The sequence below is a fragment of the Aestuariispira insulae genome (assembly GCF_003385955.1).
Lineage (GTDB): Bacteria > Pseudomonadota > Alphaproteobacteria > UBA8366 > Aestuariispiraceae > Aestuariispira > Aestuariispira insulae.
The window spans coordinates 199,632-221,375 of the sequence record NZ_QRDW01000003.1 but is presented as its reverse complement, the minus strand read 5'-3'; the positions used below and the strand labels follow the sequence as shown (position 1 = coordinate 221,375).

Here is a 21,744-nt window from a genome sequence, read left to right as displayed (position 1 = left end):
ACTGCCATTATACCCCATGTCATGTTCCCATACCATGACAGCACTAACGATCCGGCTAAGGTTGCTGCCATGACATGATTGCAACGATTGGCCTGCAAACCGGCAGCAATCAAAGCCTATCGCTTGCGAAGCCATGGATCATGGGCTATCAACGCCGAGCTTGGCAAAGGGTTTGCCGGGCCTTGCGGCATGCCGGGCGATCCGGTCGGCGGTAAGAAAGCAATTCAAACAGAGGATTAAGCAGGATGGTCGCGATTACGCTTCCGGATGGCAGTGTGCGCGAGTTTGATGGATCGGTAACGGGTCAGCAATTGGCTGAATCCATCGGTCCGGGTCTCGCGAAAGCTGCGGTATTGGTGAATGTGAACGGCGAAGAATGGGATCTCACCCGGCCGATCACTACCGATACGGAAGTCTCGATCATCACTAGGGACGCGCCTGAGGCGCTGGAATTGTTGCGCCATGACTGTGCGCATGTCCTTGCCCAGGCGGTCCAGGAATTGTTCCCCGGCACCCAGATCACCTTCGGCCCCTCGACCGAAAACGGTTTCTATTACGATTTCCACCGGGAAGAGCCTTTCTCGACCGATGATTTCGACGCCATCGAGAAAAAGATGAAAGAAATCGTCGACCGGGATGACGCCATTGTCCGAGAGGTCTGGGACCGCGATGACGCGGTTGCCTATTTCAAGGAACAGGGCGAAAGCTTCAAGGCAGAATGGGTTGGAGAGCTGCCGGAAGGCGAGGATCTGACCATCTATCGCCAGGGTGACAACTGGTTGGATCTGTGCCGCGGGCCGCATCTGCCCTCCACCGGCAAACTGGGCAAGGCCTTCAAGCTGATGAAGCTGGCCGGTGCCTATTGGCGCGGTGACGCCAGCAATCCGCAGCTGCAGCGCATCTATGGCACCTGCTGGCGCACGGAAAAAGAACTAAAGGCTTATCTGACCCAGCTGGAGGAAGCGGAAAAGCGCGATCACCGCAAACTGGGCCGGGAAATGGATCTTTTCCATATGCAGGAAGAGGCCATGGGCTCGATCTTCTGGCACCCGAAGGGCTGGGCGCTCTACCGTTCGGTTGAGGCCTATATGCGCAAGCGCCTGGATGCCGCCGGTTACCACGAGGTGAAAACCCCGCAATTGGTCGACCGCAAACTCTGGGAGGCTTCCGGCCATTGGGACAAGTTCCGCGAGAGCATGTTCATCGCCGAGGTTGATGAGATTGACGAGCGTGAGCAGGACCGCAAGATGCTGGCCCTGAAACCGATGAACTGTCCTTGCCATGTGCAAATCTTCAAGCAGGGCATCACCAGCTATCGCGATCTGCCATACCGTATGGCCGAATTTGGTTCCTGCCACCGTTATGAACCCCATGGGGCACTTCATGGCCTGATGCGGGTGCGCGGCTTCACTCAGGATGACGCTCATATCTTCTGTACCGAAGACCAGATTGTCTCCGAAACCGAGATTTTCTGTGACCTTTTGAAATCCGTTTATAAAGATTTCGGTTTTGAGGAGATCATGGTCAAATTCTCCGACCGTCCGGAAAAGCGGGCGGGCACGGACGAGACCTGGGACAAGGCGGAAAAGGCGTTGATCGAAGCGACCGAAGCCGCAGGCCTGCCCTATACTCTGAACCCGGGTGAAGGCGCTTTCTATGGTCCGAAGCTTGAATTCGTTCTGCGCGACGCCATCGGCCGTGACTGGCAGTGCGGCACTCTGCAGGTGGATTTCGTGTTGCCCGAACGGCTGGATGCCCATTTTGTGGCCGAAGATGGGGACAAACACCGTCCCGTGATGCTGCATCGGGCGATCCTGGGCTCGTTTGAGCGGTTCCTCGGCATCCTGATTGAACAGTTTGCCGGCAAGTTTCCACTGTGGATGTCCCCGACCCAGGTCACCGTTGCGACCATCACCGATGCCGCGCAGGATTATGCGGTTGAAGTGGCGGACCTCCTGAAAAAAGCGGGTCTTCGTGTCGAAACCGATCTCAGGAACGAGAAGATCAACTACAAAGTCCGCGAGCATTCCATGAAGAAAGTGCCGTTGATTTTCGTAGTGGGCGGACGTGAGGCAGAGGAACGCACGGTGGCCATTCGCCGCCTTGGCGGCAAGGCCCAGGAGATCCTCTCGCTGGATGAGGCACTGAAAAAGGTGGCGGAAGAGGCAAAAATGCCTTCTTAACGAGGCAAATGCTTGATTTTCCGCTACTCATTTGTCTGAATATGAGTATAGTAGGGTCCGGATGGAGGTCCAATCTCCGTCCGGTCCCATTTTGAGAACTGGTTAGGTGGTCCCGAGAGGCCCAAGGAGGAAGGTATACGCCGTCCACAGCATGCGTCAGCGCCCGCGAAGTCCGGTCCGCGCGCCAATGAAACGATTGAAAGTCCCGACGTCCGTCTGATTGATGAGAACGGGGATAATGTAGGGGTAGTCGCGACGAAGGACGCCATTGAGCGTGCCTTTGGTGTCGGGCTTGACCTGGTCGAAGTGTCGCCCAACGCGAAGCCCCCTGTCGCTAAGATCATGGATCTCGGTAAATATAAATACGAGCTCCAGAAGAAAAAGAACGAAGCGAAGAAGAAGCAGAAAATCATCGAGGTTAAGGAGCTTAAGTTCCGCCCGAACATTGATGAGCATGATTATCAGGTAAAGATGAAAAACATGCATAAATTCATCGATGAAGGGGACAAGGTGAAAGTGACCCTGCGCTTCCGCGGCCGTGAAATGGCCCATCAGGAGCTCGGCATGGAGGTCCTGATGCGCGTGAAGCAGGAAATGGACGAAAAGGCACGCTGCGAGCAGATGCCGACCATGGAAGGCCGCCAGATGACCATGGTTTTGGCCCCGCGCTAAAACCCTTTGCCATCGGCAACAGATTAAACGGTCCGGTTTTCCGGGCCGTTTTTTTATTGCCTGGATAAAGAGACGGAAAAGGCATGGATTAAGACCTAACCATTTCCCGATAGCCTCTACAATCAGCTCATTTTTCCTCCTCGCTACCGGTCAATTTGTCAGATCTGACAAGCCTATTTTGTTAACAAAGCATTAACTCTATGATAGGATGTAGTCCGTGGTTTGGATAAACTTGAGGTGATCTGGAATAGGCAGCCTGGGGCAGGGGCCGCCGATTTCGACGAAGATCATCAGGAACATTGGGGGAACAGGCCTTTGATCCAAGAACTACCTGCCCCACCGGCTCGTCAATTTCTGCGACGGCGGGCATTCAAGCTTATGTCTCGGCAAGACCATGAGGAGAACACCGGCTGGGCCCGGGCAGTGCCCTGCCATTTCCGTCTTCGTGCCAGAGGACCCTCTCGTTGACAGGATTTTTCAGAATGGTGCCTATGAAAAAGACCGGCCATCCCCAGTCGGCCGCCCCTGAAATCAGCAGTGAAATCGGCCCAAGCCAGCTTGCCGACACGGTCAAGAAGGTGATGGATTTGATGGAGAGCCGCTTAAGCGACCAGATCGCCGCCACAAGGGGCAACATTTCCGGCTATGACATGCATACTCTGCTCAACGATATGAAATCGATGAAAGATCCTGAATTGCAGGGCATCATCAAAAAGGGCTGGGCCGATATCCATGATACGGTTGAAAGTGTGATCTGGGACGAAGATCGCACCCATCCGCTCTATCGCATGATTGTGCACCGGTTCGCCCCCCTGCTGCCAGCCAGAGGCGATACCCCCATTCCCGGCCAGCATCTTTCCCGTGCCATCATCCGACCATTGCATGCGGCCCTGGAACAGATGGTCGGCCCCGGCGTCCTGAAAGACAGTGAGGCTGAGTGCCGTGATATCGTGTTGGAAAAACGCGAGGATGCGGGCCGGAAATTCCATTGGGACCAGATCTATTCCGACCCGAAAACCAATCACATGGCTGACGATATCCTGGTGCGCGCCGCCCACTACTTCCTGGACTGCCCCAAACGCCGCAACTGGATGATCAGCGTGATTTCCAACGGCATTGCCCATCTGACAGATAAAAGCCAACAGGATGGCGACTGGTTCTTCGGCGACTGGGAGTTTCATATGCTGACGGGCGCCCTGTATAGCCCTCTGTTTGAACAGCTCGCCGAGGAAGAGGGGGATTTGGTTCTGCGTTATGGTGAGGACGGCGCCGGTTTGTTGCGCAACCTGCAGACCGCGCTGGCAGAGGACCGGCGGCAATTCGCCTGACCTTCGCGGCTCAGGCCGCTAGGATTTCACCAATGCGATCGGACAGGTCATGGAAACCATGGCTGATGGCGGTTGGCGGGTGATCGTCAAATTCGCCGTCCAGGGCATAACCATAGGAAACGGCAACCGACGGCATGCCATGGCGTGTGGCAGCCTGAATATCGTGATGGCGATCACCGATCATCACACAGCTATTCGCAGCAAGCCCCTGTTCTTCCAGAATGAACGCCAGAAGATCCCCTTTGTCGGTAAAGGTGCCTTCCATATCGTCGCCATATACTTTTTCAAAATGATCAATGGCCCCCATATGGCGCAAAATCTCTGCGGCATAGACCTGCGGCTTGGCCGTTGCCAGGAACAGGCGGTATTCGCTCGCCAACGCGGCCAGCCCATCCATCGCACCCGGGTAGGGCTCATATTCATAAAGGCCGGTGGGTTTGAACCGCTCCCGATAGAGGCGCACCGCCTCTTCAATCGTGGCCTTATCCTCAATGCCCAGCAATTTTGGGAAACTGACCCGCAGGCTCGGCCCGATACACCAGCGCAGATCCTCGATCCCCGGAACCGCCGCGCCCAGTTTTTCCAGGGCATATTGGATCGATTTCAAGATCCCGATCTTGGGGTCAATAATCGTGCCGTCGAGGTCGAAGAGGATGGATTTCATATATAGTCCTAAAAGTTTGAAAAACCGACCGGCCTTATGATCCAATGGTTCAACATTCCCGCAGGCGCGGTCGGATTTCTTCTCAGCCGCAGGACTTCCCTGTCTGGCGCAGGCGATGAAAAATACCGGCGCAGCGAGTCGGACGGATACGGCGGCGATAGTGAGGGCAGCACCAATTGACGTTCAGAGGATCTTGCGCACAGACACCAGGAACCCGTCAACCACGTTGCGCAGACTTTCCGATTGCTGGGACAGTTCCAAGGCGGCACTATTGACCTGGGCGGCGGCCGATCCGGTTTCCTGGGCCCCTTCAGTGACCTGAACAATATTGCTGTTCACTTCCTGCGCGCCGGCGGATGCCTGCTCGATATTGCGGGCGATCTCCGCTGTCGCCGCCGATTGCTGGGCCACGGCCGAAGAAACAGATGAATTGGCCTGGTTGATCTGGCCAACCATATCCGAAACGTCCGTCATACCGGCCACCGCTTCGCGGGTGGCTTCCTGGATGCCTTTCACATAACCACCAATCTCATCTGTGGCGGATGCGGTCTGGTTGGCGAGATTCTTCACCTCATTGGCCACCACCGCGAAGCCTTTGCCCGCTTCGCCCGCACGGGCCGCCTCAATGGTAGCGTTCAAGGCCAGAAGGTTGGTCTGTTCGGCGATATCAGTGATGATCTTGACCGCATTCACGATCAATTCCGCGGCCCCTTCCAATTCCTCAACCTTAGCGGTCACGGCTGCCGTGGTTTCACTGGCCTGTGATGCCACCCGGCTTGCGGTTTCAACCTGGTGGTTGATTTCACCGATGGAGGCGGTCAATTCCTCGGATGCGGAGGCCACCGTCTGCACATTTTTCGAGGCTTCTTCAGAGGCCGCCGCCACGGCCGTTGCCTGCTCGCTGGTGGAACCGGCAATGCGCGTCATGGATTCAGAGGCGCATTGCAGCTCGGTCGAGGCACTCGAAACGGTGGAAACGACCGACCCCACCGTATTCTCGAATTCCTCGGTCGCCGTCACAAACCCCTCGGTCGCAGTTTTCATGCTGTCCAACGCTTCATTCACCGTACGGCTGGCATTCAAGAACGCACCCTGCATGCCGGTTTCAATGATTTTCCGGTAGTAGGCCCCGTCACTCACATGACTCATGCAGGCCTGGGATTCGCGGATATAGGCGTCACACCGATCCACCAAATCGTTGATGGTATGGAGAAGTTCGCCAAGCTCGCCTTTTGCCTTGATATCGGTGATACGTTGCTCGAAATCCCCGGCAGCGATTTTCTTCATGATCGCCAGCGCCCGGCTGACCTCGCGGCTGTTATTGCCAAACATCGTCAAACTCCCCCAATCCTCAAATACCCATCGAGAACATCAACTGGTTAAATGCCATGCCCGTGTCCTTCAAAAGCGCCTGAAGGACAGCACCGGACTTCTCTAATCCCTCACGTGGGGAGGCGGCCGATTTTTCCGCCGCCAACAGCTGGGCATAGAGCGGCTTGATCTTGTTTTCCAGCACCGCCTGATCGGGAACCCGGCGATTGCTGTGATAGCCAATCACCTGGCCGGATTGGTCGCGGCTGGGCGTAACATGGGCAAAGACCCAATAATGATCACCATTTTTCGACCGGTTATTCACATAGGCAAAAATCTCTTCACCCGATTTCAGCGTTTTCCACAAGAGATCAAAAACCGCCCGCGGCATTTCAGGATGGCGAATGATATTGTGGGGCTGGCCGATGCATTCCTTTTCATCATAGCCCGACAAATCATAAAACAGGTTATTCCCATAGATCAATTTGCCCGATAGATCGGTTTTCGAGACAATGACCTGGTTCGGCTGAAAACGGCGTTCCCGGCCGCTCAAAACCGCATTTCCATATAAACCCATTTCTTTCACCCAAACCCAGAATGCTTTCAGACGGATCGACTTGACCCTGCAACAAAAACAACAGGGTGCCCGGTACTGTATTAAATCAATATTACTTTACAAAAAGCTAACCGGCCCGGCCCGCAAGGCAGGGACCCGAAACCGGTATAGTTACAGCCATATGACATGAAAACCCCTTTCATCCGGGATTTTACCTATTAGAGGTATTTCAATAGGGGAGGCGCCGACGCTATAACGGGGTGAGATCATTTTTTTGCTCGTGTCGGCGGATTGGATTGATGGAACAGACCCATGCCACAACGGTTGCCATAAACGGCCATGCGGTCATGTTGACCGGTCCGTCCGGGACCGGCAAATCCGATCTGGCCCTGCGCCTGATCGACCAGGGCGCGCAATTGGTTGCCGATGACAGGACCTGTCTGACCGTTATAGAAAACCGGTTGCTGGCCAGCCCGCCACACACCATTGCCGGCAAGATGGAGATACGCGGGGTCGGCATTGTGGAAATGCCCCATCAAACCGCCCTGCCGGTCCGCCTGATTGCCAAGCTGGTTCCGGATCATGAGATCGAACGACTGCCGGAAAAACAGAACCTGGAATTCCTCGGTGTTCATATCCCGCTCATTCTGGTATGTGGTTTCCATGCATCAACACCCGCCAAAATACGGATTGCTTTGCAACAGGTGACATAATGACGGAAATGGAAAAACCCAGGCTTATGCTGGTTACCGGCATGTCCGGTGCCGGCCGCACAACCGCGCTTCGGGCGCTGGAAGATTGCGGCTTTGACGTGGTTGACAACCTTCCGCTCAGCCTGCTGTCCCGCCTGGCCGCCTACGAAGCCGAGGCACACGGCCTGGACAGGCCGCTCGCCGTTGGCATCGATATCCGCCGCCGTGATTTTTCGGTCGAGGCCATCCAGGAGGAAATGGACCGCTTGCATGCGGACTCACCCTATGATGTCTCAGTCCTATACATCGATTGCGATGAGGGCACCCTGATCGGCCGCTTCAAGGAAACCAGGCGCCCGCATCCCCTGTCCCAGGATCGCCCTGTTGCCGACGGCATCCGGATGGAACGGCAGATGATGCGGCCTCTGTTGGACCGGGCCGATTATGTGATCGACACCTCCGGCCTGACCGTCTGGCAGTTTCGGGACAAGGTCTCAACCCTGGCCGGTGCGGATCAGTCAAAATCCATGACGGTCTCGGTCTCTTCCTTTTCCTATCGCAAGGGCATACCGCGTGATGCCGATCTGGTTTTCGATGTCCGCTTCCTGCGCAACCCTCATTACGATCCCGAATTGAAGCCCTTTACCGGCCGGGACAAGGCCGTTGGCGATTATGTCGCCGCCGACCCGGACTTTCCCGGCTTCTTTGGCGCGCTGACCGGGCTGTTGCGACTGACCCTGCCGCGCTACGCAACGGAAGGGAAAAGCCATCTGGCCATCGCGGTCGGCTGTACCGGCGGCCAGCACCGTTCGGTCTATCTAGCCGAGCGACTGACCAAATGGGTCCGGGAGAATAGCGATTTCCAAGCCAATGTCTTCCATATCGAGCTTGAAAAAGCCTGACAAAACCCGCCGGCATAGCCCTATAGAGAATTTGGCTTGACGGCACCGGACAGCGTGAAATGATGGCGGTTCGGGTCCTAACCGCTAACACCTGGAAATCGGCCCACCCTTTCTGCCTTAATCACTGAATGAGACTTACATGATCGGATTGGTTCTCGTCACCCACGGAAAGCTGGCACAGGAATTTGTCGCCGCCATGGAACATGTGATCGGCCCCCAGGAGCAGGTCGAAGCCGTTTGCATCGGACCCGACGACGATATGGAACAGCGGCGCGCCGATATCATGAGCTCGGTTGGCCGGGTCGACAGCGGTGAGGGGGTGGTCTTGCTGACCGACATGTTTGGCGGCACCCCGTCCAACCTGGCAATTTCCATCATGGACAAGGCCAAGGTGGAAGTGATCGCGGGCCTGAATCTGCCAATGCTGATCAAACTGGCCAGCGTGCGCAATACCGAGCCGCTGGAGGTCGCCGTCGCCGCCGCCCAGGATGCGGGCGCAAAATACATTAACATCGCCAGCAAGCTCCTGGGCGAGTGACCGGCATGAACGGACAGGATGTGGAAATCGTCAACCGCCGTGGTCTGCATGCCCGGGCAGCCGCCAAATTCGTAAAACTGGCGGAAACCTTCGACGCTCAGGTCACAGTCTCAAAGGACGGCCAATCAGTTGGCGGGCGGTCGATCATGGGATTGATGATGCTGGCCGCCGCCCCGGGATGCTCGGTCCATATCGAAGCACAAGGCCCGCAAGCCGACGCGGCGCTGACTGCCTTGACCCAACTGATCGAAGCTGGCTTTCACGAAGACTGACCACCCAATAAAAATCGATGGGCCGGCTTTACGCCGCATCTTTTTCCATGGTGATTTTACGCTCTCCCAGTGTAACCATGCTGCAGCTTTGACCGTAACCGAGCCCGGTTTTGATCATCGGGAAGAAGCGGCTGACCTGGGTTGCCAGCGTGATTTCGATCACCGCTTCCTCACCATAAGCCGTCCGTACCGCCGCCCGCGCGACATCCTGGTCATCTGACCGCGCCAGGATGGCGGCGGCAAAACGATATCCCAGCGCCGTATCCTCGGCCATGGCAGCAAGATCACCGGTCAGGACCGCTTCAATCTCATCCCGGGCCATACCCGCCTCAAGCGCCATATCCACCGTCAATTGGACACAGGGGCCGCAATCTTCCATCAATACCCCCTGCAACCGTGCCGCCATATGGGCGTTCAAGGGTGTCTTTTTCCGATAGCTTGAAAGCTTGGACATGGCATTCAGGCCGTTCATTACCCCCGGTGTCCGTTCCAGCATGTGGAGCATATAATCCACGTCATAGTCATAACGCTTTCCGAATTTCAAAATCATCTGCCGGATAAAAAACCTAAACATAATCCATTCCCTGTCCGTTTATACCAATCATGCTTCACCGAATGCCTTCACCTGCATCCCGGCACATGTCACCCTAATCAGGACGAGACAGAGTGCGGGCATGTGACATCAAAAGATTATTTTTTTTGAAAACCGCCAGACAGGGTGCGGGGCAGGCAATGATCTCAACCAATTTCGCATATATATAAAGATAAGTTTATATTCACTTGCGTCTCTCAGTTCCCACTGTTATAGAAGCATCCAGATAAGACCTCGTTAACCGGTCCGTGATATGGTCTCGGCCCGGCCAAGCCTATTTTCTGGAGACACCCGATGACTGCCGATTACAAAGTTGCGGATATCAGCCTCGCTGACTGGGGCCGCAAAGAAATCAACATTGCCGAGATCGAAATGCCGGGCCTGATGGCTCTGCGTGAGGAATATGGCGCTTCCCAGCCGCTGAAAGGTGCCCGGATCGCAGGTTGCCTGCATATGACCATTCAGACCGCTGTTCTGATCGAAACCCTGACCGCGCTTGGTGCGGAAGTCCGCTGGTCCAGCTGCAACATCTTCTCTACCCAGGATCAGGCCGCTGCCGCCATGGCTGAGGCCGGTATCCCGGTTTTCGCCTGGAAAGGTCTGACCGAAGAAGAGTTCTGGTGGTGCATCGAGCAGACCATCGAAGGCCCGAACGGCTGGGTACCGAACATGGTTTTGGATGACGGCGGCGACCTGACCCAGATCCTGCATGACAAATACCCGCATCTTCTGGAAGACATCAAAGGCATTTCCGAAGAAACCACCACCGGTGTTCACCGCCTGATCGAAATGGCCCGCGAAGGCACCCTGAAGGTACCGGCGATCAACGTGAATGATTCCGTGACCAAATCCAAATTCGACAATAAATATGGCTGCCGTGAGAGCCTGGTTGACGCGATCCGTCGCGGCACCGACGTGATGATGGCGGGCAAGGTTGCCGTGGTTGCCGGTTTCGGTGACGTCGGCAAAGGTTCCGCGGAATCCCTGCGCAGCGCCGGCTGCCGTGTAATGGTGACCGAAGCCGATCCGATCTGCGCCCTGCAGGCCGCCATGGAAGGCTATGAGGTCGTAACCATGGAACAGGCTGCGCCCAACGCCGATATTTTTGTCACCGCAACCGGTAACGTGGATATCATCACCGTCGATCATATGCGTCAAATGAAAGACCGGGCGATCGTTTGCAACATCGGCCATTTCGACAATGAAATTCAGGTCGAAGGCCTGCGCAACATGACCTGGCACAACATCAAGCCGCAGGTTGACGAAGTTGAGTTTGCCGACGGAAAACGCATCATCCTGCTGGCCGAAGGCCGTCTGGTGAACCTGGGCTGTGCCACCGGCCACCCGAGCTTCGTCATGTCCGCCAGCTTCACCAACCAGACCCTGGCCCAGATCGAACTTTGGAACAACCACCAGGCCTATGAGCGTCAGGTTTATGTCCTGCCGAAACATTTGGACGAGAAAGTGGCATTCTTGCATCTGGCCAAAGTCGGCGCACAGTTGACCAAGCTCTCCAAGAAACAGGCCGATTATATCGGCGTGACGGTGGAAGGCCCGTTCAAACCGGAAACCTACCGCTACTAAGCATTTTTGCTACGGCAACCGCTGACAGCAGAGACGGGCCCCACGCAGGGGCCCGTCTTTTTTTACCCGGTGATGCTGTGCCTGGTGACAAGAACCAGCAACTGCTTGTCCCAAACCGGTTCTTTCCATTACTCTACCCATTGAGGGGCTCAGTGATCCCGGCCGAATTGTTTTGATGGAGACGTCATGTCCTTGCTGGAAACCATACTGGTTGCCGTTCTTTTGGCGCTCGCGGGACTGTCGGGATATTATATCTGGCAATTGCGCCGCAGTCGGGACAGGCTCCGCCAGCGCTTGATCCAGGCCCCGGTCGGAATCATCTGGACCTGCGGCCCGCGGGTCAGTGCCACCAAACTGGCGCGCGAACTGCTGGAGCTAGAAGAAATCAACAGCCTGGATGATCTGCTCACCGCCTTCAGCCAGGAACATCAGGAAATTTTCGACCCATCCCTGGCCTCCTTGCGGACCATGGGCGAATCCTTCTCGCTCACCCTCGATAGCCAAAGCGGGAACAGCACCCTGAACCTGGAAGGGCGCGCCAACAGCCGGGGCGATATCACCATCTGGATTGATGATGCTACCACAACCGCATGGCTGAGTGAGGCCTATGCGGATTCCGAACGTGAAAACAGTTTTTTCAAAAGCCTGTTTGATCTGCTGCCGATGCCGATTTGGTGGCGGGATGAGGATCTGTCCCTGATTGGCTGCAATCAGGCCTTTGCCGATATGCTGGAGTTGCAAAAAGACAAGGTGATCGAATCCCAGAAAGAACTCGGCTCCGGCAGCATCACCGACAAGGGCCAGGCCCTTGCCCGGCGAGCACGCAAGTCGGCGGAACCGCAGTCCGAAAGCCACTATGTCGTTTTGAATGCGAACCGTCGGCTGCTGGATTTCACAGAAGCCTCCATCGGTCCCGGCCGGTCCCGGATCGGCGGTTTCGCGGTTGATGTAACCAATCTGGAAGAAATGCAATCCACATTGGCCATGCACCTTGCCGCCCATGACCAGGTACTGGAAAACCTGGCCACCGCCATTGCCGTCTTTGGCACCGACAAACGCCTGAAATTCTTTAACGAGGCCTATCTGAAACTCTGGCGCCTGAGTGCCAGCCAGTTGAATGGCAATCCAGGTTATGGAGAAATCCTGGAACTGTTGCGTGCGCAACGCCAATTGCCGGAAATTGTTGATTTCCCTGCCTACAAGCATGAGCAGGAATCCAAATTCATCAAGCTGATCGAACCGGAAGAGGAATTGCTGCATCTGCCGGACGAGCGCACGATCCGGGTGGTGACTACGCCCCATCCGTTCGGCGGGCTGATGCTGGTTTTCGAGGATGTGACCAACCGTTTGGCCCTGGAACGGTCCTACAACACCCTGATCGCGGTACAGCAGGCAACTTTGAATAACCTGTTTGAAGGGGTGGCGGTCTGGGGCCGGGATGGCCGGTTGAGGATCTGGAACGAACCGTTTGTCCAAATGTGGGGCTATCATGAGAATTTTCTCAAGCGCGGCCCCCATATCAGCGAAATGCTGGATTTCACCCGAAGCCGCTGGTTCCCGAAAATCGACGACGAGGAATGGGCGTCCCAGAAACAGTCCCTGATCCTGCATTTCACCGAACCCAAACCATTGACCCGTCGGGTTACGCGCGTTGACGGCCATGTCATCAATGTCGCCCACGTGCCGCTGCCCGATGCCCAATGTCTCGTGCTTTATTCCGATGTCACCGACACGGTCCGTGTCGAGCGCGCGCTGGAAGAGCGCAATGCCGCTTTCGAAAAAGCAGATTTGCTAAAATCGCAATTTATCGCGAATGTTTCCTATGAATTGCGCACGCCACTCAATGCCATCCAGGGTTTTTCATCGATTTTGAAAAGCGAGTATTACGGTGAATTAAACCCGCGCCAAATGGATCATGTGACCCATATTCTGGATGCGTCCGATACCTTGATGAACCTGATCAACGATATCCTGGACCTGGCCACAATTCAGGCCGGTTTCCTGGAATTGGAATGCGAGGAAGTCCCTGTCTGCGATATCCTGGATCAGGCGGTCCACCAGGTGGAAATGCGCAACGGCCAGTCGCATCTGGTCATCAACCGGGTCAAGAAGGACGAAACCGGCAGTGCGGAGGGCACCTTCCATTGTGATGGCGGACGGTTGTCCCGGGCGATCAGCAATATCCTCGAAACCATGGTCAGCTTTGCCCCGCGCAACCAGATCGATGTGGATGTGGAACATATCGAAGACCGGCTACGACTGGTTTTTGCCGGGCAATATGGACCGGATCGGGAAGAGGATCGGGAATTGCTGATCCGTCGGTTCACCGGCAACGATCCCCATGCGCTCAGGACCGGGGCCGGGCTGAGTCTGGCGCTGGCAAAAAGCCTCATCGACCTGCATCAGGGGGAAGTCAGTCTTGATACTGATCATGCCGGTGGATTTGCCGTGATTTGTGATCTGAAATCCATTCAGGCAATTGCCGGCCAGTTGACGGTTGCTGAGGCCCATGGCCAGGGTTAAAACCAGAATATGTCTGATCATTCTTCTAAACCTTTCTTGAGCAAAACTGCCGTTGGGGAACCGGCCACCGCCGCATTCGGCCAAGCTTTGGCCCCGTTGCTGGAGCCTGGCGACTGTGTCTGTCTGTGGGGCGATCTTGGCATGGGGAAATCCACCCTGGCCCGGTCCATCATCCAGGCAACCCTGGGGGCGGACACCGATGTGCCAAGCCCGACCTTCACTCTGGTGCAAAGTTATGAAATTCCCGATGGCGAAATCTGGCATATGGATCTTTATCGTCTGGAAGAACCGGAAGATGCCCTGGAACTGGGCATAGAAGATGCGTTCGCCGACGCCGTCACATTGATTGAATGGCCGGACCGGCTGGGCCCATGGCTGCCCTATGACCGGCTGGACCTCTCTATCCAGCAAGACGGACAGGCCGGCGAGGGCGCACGGCTGATCACGCTTTCCTCCCAGGATCCGCGCTGGGCCACCCGCCTGGTCGGCCTCGTCGGGGACAACTCGGCATGAAGCAGGGTATGAGACTGTCGAGGGGATCAGAAAACGCCATCACAACCGGGATGATTCTAGCCGCCGGTTTTGGCAAACGCATGCGGCCCCTGACCCTGGAGCGACCAAAACCCCTGGTACCCTTGTTGGACAGAGCCCTGATCGATTGGTGCCTGGACCGGATCAAGGCACATGGCATAGAGGATCTGGTGATCAACACCCATTATCTGGGCCATATGATCGAGGATCATTTCAAAGGCGATCCCCGCATCCGCTTTTCCCCAGAAGAAGAGATCCTGGAAACCGGCGGCGGGGTTTTAAACGCACTGCCCCTGCTGGGTGAAAAACCGCTTCTGGTCTGTAATTCCGACACGGTCTGGCTGGAGGGCCCGATACCTGCATTGGCACGCCTGGAAGCCTTTTGGGATCCGAAGAAAATGGATGCATTACTGTTGATGCAACCCACCTTCCGCGCCTTTGGCTATCAAGGCTTTGGCGATTATCACATGGATGGCCAGGGCAGTCTTTCCCGCCGCCGGGAAACAGAGGTGGCCCCCTTTCTTTTTGCCGGTGTCCAGATCCTAAAGCCCGGCCTATTGGAAGGAGAACAGCCCGGCGCCTTTTCCCTGAACCGGATCTATGACAAGGCTGAAAAGGCCGGGCGGCTTTTTGGCCTGGTTCATGATGGCGAATGGTATCACCTGGGCACCCCCGACGCCTTGGAAGACGCCACCGACATCATCCGGCATGGCCTGACCACATCCAATACGCGCTAGATCGCCATGGAACAATCCGACAGCATCTTCACCATACCAGCCGACCGTTCCTTCGTCGAAGCCCTGGCGGCAAGGCTATTGGATGAGACTGGCGGTGATGTCATGGCGCTGGCTGACACATTGATTTTGCTGCCAACCAGGCGTGCCTGCCGGTCATTGCGCGAGGCGTTTTTGCGTTTGGGACAGGGCCGGGCCCTCGTTCTACCCGGCATGCAGCCAATCGGAGATGTGGACGAGGAAGAGCTGGTTCTTGCCGGGGGCTCAGGCCCCGAAACCGCGTTTATCGAAACCGGCTTATCGCCGGCCATCGGCGGTTTGCGCCGCCAGTTGCTGCTGGCGCAACTGATCCTGAAACGCCCGAACCCCAATGGCGAGCTGCCCGGCCCAGACCAGGCGGTGAAACTGGCAGGCGAACTGGCAACCCTTCTGGATCAGGTCCAGACAGAGCTGACCAGCCTGGATGCGATCGAAGATCTGGTCGCGGCGGAATTTTCCGAGCATTGGCAGCTGACGGTCGCTTTCCTTGATATCCTGCGCCAATTCTGGCCCGCCATCCTGGCAGACGAAGGCTGTTTGGATCCGGCGGACCGGCGGAACCGGCTTCTCGCAGCCCAAAACAGCGCCTGGCGGCAAACACCGCCCAAGGGGCGTCTGATCGCGGCAGGCTCCACCGGCTCCGTCCCCGCCACCCGGGATCTGTTGAAAACCATTGCCGGCATGGAAGGCGGGATGGTGATCCTGCCCGGCCTGGACAGGCATCTGGATCATGAATCCTGGAAGGCAGTCCGGCAGGATGAAACCCACCCGCAATTTGGCCTGGCCCGGCTGCTGGACCATCTGGAGATTTCCCGCGCAAAAGTGCGCGACTGGCCAAAATCCGATCTTGAAAAGCCAACATGTGCCAGTGGCAGAGTTCAACTGATATCCGAAGCGCTGCGCCCGGCAGAGACCACGGAAGCCTGGCGAAAAATCGCGCTGGAGCCCGATGGGTTGCTGGCCGGGGTCAGCCGCCTTGACTGTCCGACCGCCCAGTTGGAAGCCACCGCCATCGCCCTGATGATGCGCCAGACCCTGGAAACACCGAACCAGACAGCCGCCCTGGTAACCCCTGACCGGACCCTGGCAAGACGGGTTACTGCGGAACTTGGCCGCTGGGGTCTGAATGTGGATGATTCCGCTGGCGTGCCCCTCAATGCCAGCCCGCCGGTGGTTTACCTGCGTCTGCTGGCCGAAGCGGCGGCACGGGAATTCGCCCCGGTTTCCCTGCTTGCCCTGCTCAAACATCCGCTCAGCAGCGCGGGGCTTGAAACCGGCCCCTATAAACGTTTGGTGCGCCTGACGGAAAAACATCTTTTGCGCGGGCCCAGGCCCGGCCCCGGCATTGCTGGGCTGGAAGCTCGGCTGCGCAGTCTGAGGGACCAGGACGCCATCAGCGAGGAACGGCATGCCGAGCTGGCTGCGTTCCTGACCGGGCTGGATAGATGCCTGGCGCCGCTGGCAGGGGTGATGACATTACCGGAATGCAGCCTGAGCGCGCTGTTGGAATCCCATCTCACCGCCGCCGAAATGCTGGCTGAAACCGACATGGAGCATGGCCGGGACCGCATATGGGTCGGCGAAGCCGGTGAGGCCTTTCTCAGCTTTGTCACCGAAGTCAAGGAATCCGCTGCCCTGTTCGACAGACTGGTGCCACGGGATTATCCATCCCTGCTGGAAAACCTGATGTTGGGGCGGGCCGTGCGCCCGCGCTATGGCCAGCATCCAAGGCTGTTTATCCTGGGACCGCTGGAAGCGCGCCTGCATCAACCGGACCTGGTCATCCTGGGCGGACTGAATGAAGGCATCTGGCCGCCGGAGGCCAAAGCCGATCCCTGGATGTCCCGGCCCATGCGCGCCAAGCTGGGGCTGCCGCTGCCGGAACAGAGGATCGGCTTGTCCGCGCATGATTTCTCGCAGGCCTTCGGCGCCGACCGGGTAATAATGACCCGCGCGGAAAAACTGGACGGCCAGCCGACCGTGCCGTCGCGCTGGCTCTCCCGCCTGGAGGTCGTTTTGCAGGCATTGGGCCTGGAAAATGACCTGGCTCCGCAAGCGCCCTGGCTGGACTGGGCTGCCCGGTTGGGCCAGGCCACAGGGTTGCCCATATCCATGCCCGAACCGCGCCCACCGGTCAGCGCCCGGCCGCGCAAGCTCTCTGTGACCCGGATCGAAGCCTGGATGCGCGACCCCTACAGCATCTATGCCGGCAAGATCTTGAGCCTCGAGCCGCTTGACCCGCTGGAAGCGGAACCCGGCATGGCCGACCGCGGCACCTTCATCCATGCCGCTTTGGAGGCATTTGTTCAGGCCTATCCCGATGCCATGCCGGCTGATGCCGAAGAAAAACTGCTGGCGATCGGGGAAAAATCGTTTGGTGACAGCCTGGACCAACCCGCGGTGCGAACCTTCTGGTGGCCGCGCTTCCAACGCATTGCCGCCTGGTTCGTCCAGCAGGAAGAAGCCCGGCGCAAAGAGATTCTGGAAAGCCACACCGAAAGCTGGGGTGAATTGATCCTGCATGGGGAAGGGGATCCCTTCACCCTGGTCGCCAAGGCCGACCGCATAGACCGGATGCACGACGACAGCCTGGCCATCATCGATTACAAGACCGGCAGCCCGCCATCGGACAAGCTGGTCAGGGCCGGTGTCTCGCCACAAATGCCGCTGGAGGCCGCCATCGCCGCCGCCGGGGGCTTTGGCAAGATCCGCGGCAGCGATGTTTCCACCCTGGAATATTGGCGGCTGTCCGGGGGCGATCCCGCCGGTGAGCGCAAACCGGTGAAAGGCAACGCCATGGAATTGGCGGAGGAGGCGGTCGAGGGCCTGCGCAGCCTGATCGAGCGGTTTGACAAGGCCGACACCCCCTACCGGCCAACCCCGCGGCCGAAATATGCCCGAGCGTACAATGATTTTGAGCATCTGGCCCGGGAGAAAGAATGGCGCGTCTCCGGCGGGGAGGATGGTGAATGACCGATAACCTCTCCCAGTTCATTACGGATCCGAACATAATTCAGCGGCGCGCTTCCAATCCCGGCCATTCCGTTTGGGTGTCCGCCAGCGCGGGCAGCGGCAAAACCAAGGTTTTGACCGACCGAGTGCTCTCCCTATTGCTGACCGGCACTCGGCCGGAACGTATTCTCTGCATCACTTTCACCAAAGCCGCGGCGGCGGAAATGTCAAACCGTATCAATCGGTTATTGGGTGTTTGGGCGACAGAGGATGAAGATAAACTGGTCGCTGACCTAACCCAGCTTCTAGGCCGCGAACCGGATAAGGCCACCGTGGTGCTGGCCCGCCAGCTTTTTGCCCGCGTGCTTGATACGCCGGGCGGCTTGAAGATCCAGACCGTGCATTCCTTCTGTCAGTCGCTGTTGGGCCGATTTCCGCTGGAGGCAGGCGTGCCGCCCAATTTCCAGGTACTGGATGATCGCAGCGCACTGGAAATGATGGCCCGGGCGCGTGATCTGGTGCTACGCCGGGCACGCACCGACCAGGCCCTAGGCAATGCCCTGTTTCAAGTCACCAGACGCGCCGCCGAAGACCGGTTTGGCGAGCTGATGCAGATCCTGACCACCGAACGAGGCCGCATCCGCCGCCTGATTAACGCAACCGGCAGCATCAATGCCGCCGCTGCCAGGCTTTTTGCCAGGATCGGCGCGGCCCCGGATCTGGAGGAAGGAGATGTGATCCGCCAGGCCTGTGAAGAGGGGGCCTTTGACCGGGATGGTTTGCGAGCAAGCTGTGAAGCGCTGATTGCCAGCAGCGGCAGCCGGGATCAGGCCAGAGGTGATCTGATCGCAAGCTGGCTGGAAACAGACCTGGCGGGCCGGATCGCCAGCTTCGAGGATTACCGGTTGGCCTTCCTGAAAAAAACCGATCTGGAGCCGGTCAAGGACCTGATGGTCAAAAAGTTGCGCGAGGACCGGCCCGATCTTTTGGATGTGCTGGAAAAGGAGCAGCAGCGCCAGGAACGGGTGCTGGAAAAAATCAAGCGGCAGATCACCGCCGGGGCCAGCGCCGGGCTGTTACGTCTGGGCGCGGCGATCCTGGAAGCCTATGAGGCGGAAAAAGACAGCCGGGACACGCTGGATTTTGACGATCTGATCCTAAAATCCAGGGATCTCCTGACCGGGGGCAGTGATGCTGTCGCCTGGGTATTGTTCAAGCTGGATGGCGGGCTGGATCATATCCTGATTGACGAGGCCCAGGACACCAACCCCGAGCAATGGCAGGTGGTCGGCGCGCTGGCGGAAGAGTTTTTCACCGGCGACGGTGCCCATGATGACGACGAGACCGGCGCGCGCACCGTTTTTGCAGTCGGAGATGTCAAACAGTCAATCTACAGTTTCCAGCGCGCTGACCCGGCGGAATTCCATCACATGCGCCTGCATTTCGAAGAGCGGGTGAAACAGGCCATGCAGGTCTGGGACATGGTGCCGATGGATGTCTCCTTCCGCTCGACACCCGCAGTATTGAGGGCCGTCGATCTGGTTTTTGCCGCCGACTTTGCCAAAGACGGCCTGGTGGAGCGGACCGAAACCGTGCGCCATCAGGCCTGGCGGCAGGGGCAGGCAGGCCGGGTTGAGGTCTGGCCATTGATCGAGGCGGAAAAGGCCGCCGATCCCGACCCCTGGACCTTGCCGCTGGAAAGCGAGGTGGAGCGGATCCCGAAACAGCGGCTGGCCAATCTACTGGCCGCCCAAATTGCCAATTGGATCGGCCGTGAGCCGCTGCCGGCGCAGGGCAGGGCCATGCGCGCGGGCGATATCATGATCCTGGTACGCCAAAGATCCGCTTTCGTCGATATGCTTGTGCGCGCGCTCAAAAACCGGCAGGTGCCGGTGGCCGGGGCCGACCGGATGATCCTCTCGGAGCAAATCGCCGTCATGGATTTGGTGGTGCTGGCCAAATTCCTGCTGATGCCGGGCGACGACCTCTCGCTGGCGACCGTGTTGAAATCCCCCCTGGTCGGCCTGACAGACGATGATTTGTTCACCCTGGCCTATAACCGCCAGGAAAGCCTGTGGCAGCGCCTGAATGGCGCACGCGGCGATGATCCGCGGTTCGAGGCCGCCTGCCAATGGCTGCGCAGCCTGCGCCGTCGCATGGACCGGATGCGGCCCTTTGAGCTGATCGGCGGCCTGCTGGCGGCCCCCTGTCCAGCGTTGGACCGGCAGGAGACCCGGACCCTCACCGGCCGCGAGGCCATGATCGCCAGGCTAGGTGTCGAGGCGGAAGACCCACTGGAGGAATTTCTCTCCATGACCCTGAATTATGAGCAGGGCAATACCCCCTCGCTGGAAGGCTTCCTGCATTGGTTCGCCGCAGGCGAGGCCCAGATCAAGCGCGATTTGGAGGCCGCCGGACGTGATGAAGTGCGGATTATGACCGTGCATGGTGCCAAAGGGCTGCAGGCCCCGGTGGTCATCCTGCCGGACAGCACCTCGAAACCGGAGCCGGGCCGGGGCGCGCAGCTTTATTGGCTCAAGGAAGACGCCTTGAAAGCGGAACTGCCGCTCTGGGTGGCGAATACCATGACCATGGAGCGGGAAGGGCGCAACGCACGTCTGATGGCCTCGCTCAAACAGGATCAGGAATACCGCCGGTTGCTCTATGTCGCCCTGACCCGGGCCGAGGACCGACTGATCGTCTGTGGCGCGGCGGGTGCCCGCAAACCCCGCGATGATTGTTGGTATAATCTGGTCCGGGAAGGGCTGTCCACAGAAGGGCAGGCCGTTGACTTTGACAATCGCACGCTCGATCCCGACGGATGGGCCGGTGAGATGCTGATCCTCGAAAACGCACAAGAGCAGCCGGTGACAAGGGAAGAAACGGTGGCGACCACCCCGACAGCAGTCGCCAGTCTGCCGGACTGGGTACGTGGCAAGCCGTCGGCTGAACCGGTGCCACCGCGTCCGCTTGCGCCCAGCGCGCCGGAAGAGGAAGACCCGCCGGCCCGATCCCCCCTTGGCCAGCAGAGCACCGGACGCTACCGGCGCGGGATCCTGGTCCACCGGCTGTTGCAGACCCTGCCGGATCTGCCCCCGGAGCAGCGGGAAGAGGCCGCGCGTCGTTTCCTGGCACTGCCCGGCCATGGTCTGGACGCGCCCCAGGCGGATGAGATTGGACGGGAGGTCACAAGAGTTTTGACCCACCCCCAACTGGCACCCGCCTTTGGCCCCGGCAGCCGGGCCGAGGTACCCATCGTCGGCATGGTGAAAAAAGACCTGTTTTCACCCCAGGTAATCTCCGGCCAGGTTGACCGGCTTCTGGTCACCGACGACCAGGTAATTATTCTGGATTTCAAGACCTTGCGCCCCAGCCCCATGGATCCGGACAAGGTGCCGAAAGCCTATATGAAACAGATGGCGGCCTATCGGGATGTGCTGCGCCAGCTTTACCCGGACAGGCCGGTTCGATGCGCACTGATCTGGACGGAAGGACCAAAGTTGATGTTCCTAGATGATGTGCATCTTGACCGCGCGTGAAACCATACCTAGATTCAATCGAGGTTCCGACGGAAACACTCCGTCACCCTAGAACAGAATTCATCGGGGTGATCACCGCTATCGCCCCTTAAGGCCCAGGCGCAGGCAATACCGTTTAGGGCCGCAACTTGG

Annotated in this window: 17 protein-coding genes; 13 read left to right on the top strand and 4 right to left on the bottom strand. The window is 58.1% G+C overall.

Annotation, left to right across the window (positions count from 1 at the left end; genetic code table 11):
- Positions 1-245 precede the first annotated feature (245 nt).
- The 3 genes from thrS (at position 246) to DFP90_RS09910 (ending at position 4,183) form a co-directional block, all read left to right on the top strand.
- Positions 246-2,183: a threonine--tRNA ligase gene (thrS, locus tag DFP90_RS09920; protein WP_115936310.1), complete on the top strand. Its 1,938-nt coding sequence runs from the start codon at positions 246-248 to the stop codon at positions 2,181-2,183.
- A gap of 135 nt (positions 2,184-2,318) precedes the next feature.
- Entirely contained in the window at positions 2,319-2,855 is a 537-nt protein-coding gene (infC, locus tag DFP90_RS09915) for a translation initiation factor IF-3 (protein WP_115936309.1), read from the top strand.
- Between the two features lie 482 nt (positions 2,856-3,337).
- A complete protein-coding gene (locus DFP90_RS09910; protein WP_115936308.1) occupies positions 3,338-4,183 on the top strand; it encodes a hypothetical protein in 846 nt (281 codons plus the stop codon).
- 10 nt (positions 4,184-4,193) lie between these two features.
- On the opposite strand, the gene DFP90_RS09905 is transcribed toward DFP90_RS09910, so the two are convergent.
- The 3 genes from DFP90_RS09905 to DFP90_RS09895 form a co-directional block, all read right to left on the bottom strand.
- Positions 4,194-4,847 carry an HAD hydrolase-like protein gene (locus DFP90_RS09905; RefSeq protein ID WP_115936307.1) on the bottom strand — a complete coding sequence of 218 codons (654 nt, stop codon included), beginning with the start codon at positions 4,845-4,847 and terminating at the stop codon, positions 4,194-4,196.
- Positions 4,848-5,030: 183 nt separating this feature from the next.
- A complete protein-coding gene (locus DFP90_RS09900; protein WP_147300987.1) occupies positions 5,031-6,179 on the bottom strand; it encodes a methyl-accepting chemotaxis protein in 1,149 nt (382 codons plus the stop codon).
- A gap of 19 nt (positions 6,180-6,198) precedes the next feature.
- Complete coding sequence (locus DFP90_RS09895; protein WP_115936305.1) at positions 6,199-6,735, bottom strand: PAS domain-containing protein; 537 nt, start codon at positions 6,733-6,735, stop codon at positions 6,199-6,201.
- A gap of 278 nt (positions 6,736-7,013) precedes the next feature.
- Between DFP90_RS09895 and DFP90_RS09890 the strand changes: the two genes are divergently transcribed.
- The 4 genes from DFP90_RS09890 (at position 7,014) to DFP90_RS09875 (ending at position 9,118) form a co-directional block, all read left to right on the top strand.
- The gene (locus tag DFP90_RS09890; RefSeq protein ID WP_115936304.1) at positions 7,014-7,427 is read left to right on the top strand and encodes an HPr kinase/phosphorylase; all 414 of its coding nucleotides are present in this window, start codon (positions 7,014-7,016) and stop codon (positions 7,425-7,427) included.
- A complete protein-coding gene (rapZ, locus tag DFP90_RS09885) occupies positions 7,427-8,308 on the top strand; it encodes an RNase adapter RapZ (RefSeq protein ID WP_115936303.1) in 882 nt (293 codons plus the stop codon). Before DFP90_RS09890 ends, rapZ begins: the two co-directional genes overlap by 1 nt.
- A 139-nt stretch (positions 8,309-8,447) precedes the next feature.
- Positions 8,448-8,846 (top strand): PTS sugar transporter subunit IIA, encoded by a 399-nt coding sequence (locus DFP90_RS09880; protein WP_115936302.1) that lies wholly within the window; start codon positions 8,448-8,450, stop codon positions 8,844-8,846.
- A 5-nt stretch (positions 8,847-8,851) separates the two neighbouring features.
- Positions 8,852-9,118, top strand: coding sequence for an HPr family phosphocarrier protein (locus DFP90_RS09875; protein WP_115936301.1), 267 nt, complete (start codon positions 8,852-8,854; stop codon positions 9,116-9,118).
- Between the two features lie 28 nt (positions 9,119-9,146).
- Here the strand turns inward: DFP90_RS09875 and DFP90_RS09870 are convergent, their stop codons facing one another.
- Positions 9,147-9,692 (bottom strand): carboxymuconolactone decarboxylase family protein, encoded by a 546-nt coding sequence (locus tag DFP90_RS09870; protein WP_115936300.1) that lies wholly within the window; start codon positions 9,690-9,692, stop codon positions 9,147-9,149.
- 312 nt (positions 9,693-10,004) lie between these two features.
- On the opposite strand from DFP90_RS09870, the gene ahcY reads away from it, so the two are divergent.
- From ahcY to addA, 6 genes are all read left to right on the top strand, one after another.
- The gene (gene ahcY / locus DFP90_RS09865) at positions 10,005-11,294 is read left to right on the top strand and encodes an adenosylhomocysteinase (RefSeq protein WP_115936299.1); all 1,290 of its coding nucleotides are present in this window, start codon (positions 10,005-10,007) and stop codon (positions 11,292-11,294) included.
- 186 nt (positions 11,295-11,480) lie between these two features.
- On the top strand, positions 11,481-13,817 hold the full coding sequence (locus tag DFP90_RS09860; protein ID WP_115936298.1) for a PAS-domain containing protein: 2,337 nt from the start codon (positions 11,481-11,483) through the stop codon (positions 13,815-13,817).
- Positions 13,818-13,826: 9 nt separating this feature from the next.
- Complete coding sequence (gene tsaE / locus DFP90_RS09855; protein ID WP_115936297.1) at positions 13,827-14,330, top strand: tRNA (adenosine(37)-N6)-threonylcarbamoyltransferase complex ATPase subunit type 1 TsaE; 504 nt, start codon at positions 13,827-13,829, stop codon at positions 14,328-14,330.
- Complete coding sequence (locus tag DFP90_RS09850; RefSeq protein WP_245957025.1) at positions 14,327-15,085, top strand: nucleotidyltransferase family protein; 759 nt, start codon at positions 14,327-14,329, stop codon at positions 15,083-15,085. The genes tsaE and DFP90_RS09850 overlap by 4 nt, the downstream gene beginning before the upstream one ends.
- Before the next feature lie 6 nt (positions 15,086-15,091).
- A complete protein-coding gene (gene addB, locus DFP90_RS09845; RefSeq protein WP_115936296.1) occupies positions 15,092-18,094 on the top strand; it encodes a double-strand break repair protein AddB in 3,003 nt (1,000 codons plus the stop codon).
- A complete protein-coding gene (gene addA, locus DFP90_RS09840; RefSeq protein WP_115936295.1) occupies positions 18,091-21,612 on the top strand; it encodes a double-strand break repair helicase AddA in 3,522 nt (1,173 codons plus the stop codon). Before addB ends, addA begins: the two co-directional genes overlap by 4 nt.
- Positions 21,613-21,744 lie beyond the last annotated feature (132 nt).